Source organism: Moorena sp. SIO2C4 (genome assembly GCF_010672485.1).
GTDB lineage: Bacteria > Cyanobacteriota > Cyanobacteriia > Cyanobacteriales > Coleofasciculaceae > Moorena > Moorena producens.
In genome coordinates this window covers 1-2,976 of record NZ_JAAHGN010000957.1, presented here as the reverse complement: position 1 = coordinate 2,976, position 2,976 = coordinate 1, and the positions used below count along the sequence as shown (strand labels likewise).

Here is a 2,976-nt window from a genome sequence, read left to right as displayed (position 1 = left end):
TTTGTACAAAGATGGCCTTCCTTTGATGAAACGACTAATTCAAGCTCGTTGCTCTATTACTGCTCCTCCTACTCTTCCGATACCTCTCTAAACCTGACCAAACGTCTTTCCAAAAGAGCCACACCCATTTGATTTGATAAGGTACTGCCTTACACCACTCTGGTAAGCTATTCAGAATGTCGGTCTTGATGGCTTTCCAGTTAGCTTTAGTCTCACCATCTTCAAGAATCTTGACGGTTTTGTTGAAAACATAACGGGAAACTCCAAACCACTTACGAACAGTATATCGCTGTTCAGCATTGAGGAATATCCGGATCTTTTTTGATTTTTGACCCGTACTTTCTGAGTCCGTGGACACGGCAAGAGAAGACGTGAATGATGGAGAGAAGATCTGCGGTAAGTTCTGATTCTGGACAACTTTCAGGCTGGTCGAGAACCAAGATTTTTCCACCGTTGATGCCGACCGGAGATGAAACCTTAGAGTAGTGCAGCCTTACTACAAAACCTTTACCCTATGCTGCATAATTTACCAACTATAAAGGCTGCACTACTCTTACGGTAACTTCTAACCAAGTACTCAATGAGTTCAAACCCAAATCGTGTAAGTCTGTCTCTACAGGCAACAACAATCGTGAGCTGATCTCCACGCACAACTCGTTCCAATATGGATCGAAGCCCTTTCCTTTTGTAGTTGAGTCCTGAGCCGATGTCTTTAATGATTTCGGCTTGCGGGAAAAGGGAGTGCATGTAGGCGATTTGTCTGGCGAGGTCGTCTTTTTGTTTAGTGGAACTGACTCGACAGTAGCAAATTGTAAAATGATCTGATCGAGAGCTTGACGAACTGTTCCCGAAAGTGAGCAGGCTTTCGACGTCAAACAATCTTGTTCCGCCTGGCGTTTTCTCGCATCTAATCGTTCCATCGTCCGCGTACTTTCTTAGTGTATTTTTGGAGAGTCCCGTAAGTTCGACCGCCTTACGGAGTGGAATGAGTGCCATGTTTTTAATCTAACACACATTCTGGGAGATTGTGGGAGGTATATGAATATTTTCGGAAACTGTTACAAGCCCTAGAGCGGAGAGCGGTTTCGGTAGCCGCTTTCCCCACCAGGGCTTTGGTCTGGAAGAGCTTGGCAATGGTCTCTACTTCTTTTTGAGCATGATTTAAGGGGGAAAGTCCAGGAATGGTGGGATCTCCCAGGGCGAGAAGACTGCCTGTGGTTGATTTGCCCTTGTCGGGTAAGTAGCGCAGGATGCTAGCACTGGGCAGGGACAATAGGGCGTAGTTGTCACTGAGGTACTCCTTGCCGTCAGTGAGGGCAGCAAAGGGAAGATAGTGCAGGATACCGTGGGGAACAATGGTGATAGTGGTGGTGTTGAGATGGGGCTGGAGGGGTACAATTAGCCAGTCGTGCAGGTTTTTAAGTTCTAGGGGATGGGGTTGATCTAAGTCAGCAAAGTCTTGGAAAAGTGTCAGTTCTTCGGTCAGTTGTTGGCGAGTGACATTGAGGGGGACAGTGTGGAAGCTGTTGCGGGTGATAATGAAGGCTAGGGTGCGTTCATCCGTGACAAAGTACTCGACTAGGGTAGTATCGCTATCCAGCAAGCCTTGGATTTCAGGGAGGGAGGCAACTTCTACAGTTTTTAAGCTAGCGATTTCAGGGTTTTGGACTTTTAATTGAACCAGCAAGTCCTGGTAGTCTTTTCGCAGAGCAGTTCGGTTGTTTTCGGTTTCGGCAATCGTTTCGTGATCCCACTGGTTTTTGGGACGGTTGCGGAGAGTTAGTAAACAGCTAGAGAAAATATCGCAGACTCTACCAAAAACTCTTATTATTTGTTAAACTTAAATTAGGTTAACACCGACAGGGATTATTATGTAACTTAAATTAAAGCCGAAAACCAAGGGTTTAGTAGTTGCGCTCTCTATCCCGGTGTTAGACTTTTTTGACATTTTTATGGCGCTCGCGGGATATTCCGTCAGAGAAGCGCGGAGATACCCCCTGGATGCTATTGCATCTTGCATTGGCGAGCCAGAATTTGCCTTTGGTAGGTTTTGGTAGCTAAAAAGTATCGGATAAAGACTGCTGATGAAACTCAATCGCTTTGCGGTATTGCCCTAGGCTATCCTAAGCAAGCCCGAGATTGTTGAGGGAGTTGGCTTCCCCGTGGCGGTCTTCCAGTTCGCGATAAATGCCTAGGGCTTCTTGCCAGGACTGGAGGGCAGCTTTATATTGACTGGTATTGTTCAATTCCTTGCTCAAACAGTTGGTCAGCTTTAGCCTGAAGTAAGTCTGAGGGGGTGGCTTCTTCCTGGGAGTTTTGAGTCTGTGCCCAGCTCGATTGAGCCATCAGTGGCACAGTTACAGTAGCAGAGAAGATAGCAGGAACCAGGGTTACCATCAACAGACGAACTCCCAGGTAATGTAGAACTATTGGCGGTAAACTCCTATCCCTCATCACAAATCACCATTATTCCTGGTTAATTGCCAATTGACCCAAACCCTTCAGTACCCTTAGAACGCTATACAGCTCATTTCCTGGATTGAAAATATCAAACAATTTAGAGACAGCGTACTGAGTTATTTCGCCTTTAACTAATTTGATAAACCTGAAGCTACTGCCATTCGTAATCAGTCCATAAACCGGTTTTTCAGGATAGGGATTTGACAGCATATAAGCCAGGAGTTGGGGTTTACCCACTTCCAAAGAAAAGGCCACTTTCTTGGATTCAATAACCACTACCAAAAACTGCTCCCATAACACCAATAAGCTGTTGCGCATTTAAACTGTGATAACAGCATTGCCTTTGTTTTTTATTTTTCGTACCCATTTTATAATTAACCCTCCTTCATTTAAAAGATGATTTAACAAACATTCTAATTCTTCAATTGATTTGAAAACTCGATTGGCAATATATTCTTTTGCTGAATGCCAAACCAATTCAATTAAGTTATAATCAGGACTATACTCGGGAAGATA

Annotated in this window: 5 protein-coding genes and 2 pseudogenes; all 7 read right to left on the bottom strand. The window is 44.7% G+C overall.

Translation table 11 applies throughout. The annotated features are described in order from the left end of the window. Positions 1 to 123: 123 nt before the first annotated feature. Positions 124 to 391: pseudogene (locus tag F6K20_RS31990) on the bottom strand (helix-turn-helix domain-containing protein); the annotation flags it as partial. Next, positions 294 to 996 (bottom strand): annotated as a pseudogene (locus F6K20_RS31985) (IS607 family transposase). The pseudogenes F6K20_RS31985 and F6K20_RS31990, both read right to left, overlap by 98 nt. 4 nt (positions 997 to 1,000) lie before the next feature. After that, positions 1,001 to 1,687, bottom strand: coding sequence for a CHAT domain-containing protein (locus tag F6K20_RS31980; RefSeq protein ID WP_008188977.1), 687 nt, complete (start codon positions 1,685 to 1,687; stop codon positions 1,001 to 1,003). Positions 1,688 to 2,123: 436 nt separating this feature from the next. Further along, the gene (locus F6K20_RS31975; RefSeq protein WP_008188975.1) at positions 2,124 to 2,246 is read right to left on the bottom strand and encodes a hypothetical protein; all 123 of its coding nucleotides are present in this window, start codon (positions 2,244 to 2,246) and stop codon (positions 2,124 to 2,126) included. Further along, a complete protein-coding gene (locus F6K20_RS31970) occupies positions 2,224 to 2,454 on the bottom strand; it encodes a hypothetical protein (protein ID WP_075873635.1) in 231 nt (76 codons plus the stop codon). The genes F6K20_RS31975 and F6K20_RS31970 overlap by 23 nt, the downstream gene beginning before the upstream one ends. 12 nt (positions 2,455 to 2,466) lie before the next feature. Beyond that, on the bottom strand, positions 2,467 to 2,778 hold the full coding sequence (locus F6K20_RS31965; RefSeq protein WP_287297446.1) for a hypothetical protein: 312 nt from the start codon (positions 2,776 to 2,778) through the stop codon (positions 2,467 to 2,469). Next, positions 2,779 to 2,976 (bottom strand): transposase (locus F6K20_RS31960; protein WP_287265468.1); only part of this gene is annotated, 198 nt, incomplete at its 5' end. It lies immediately after the preceding gene.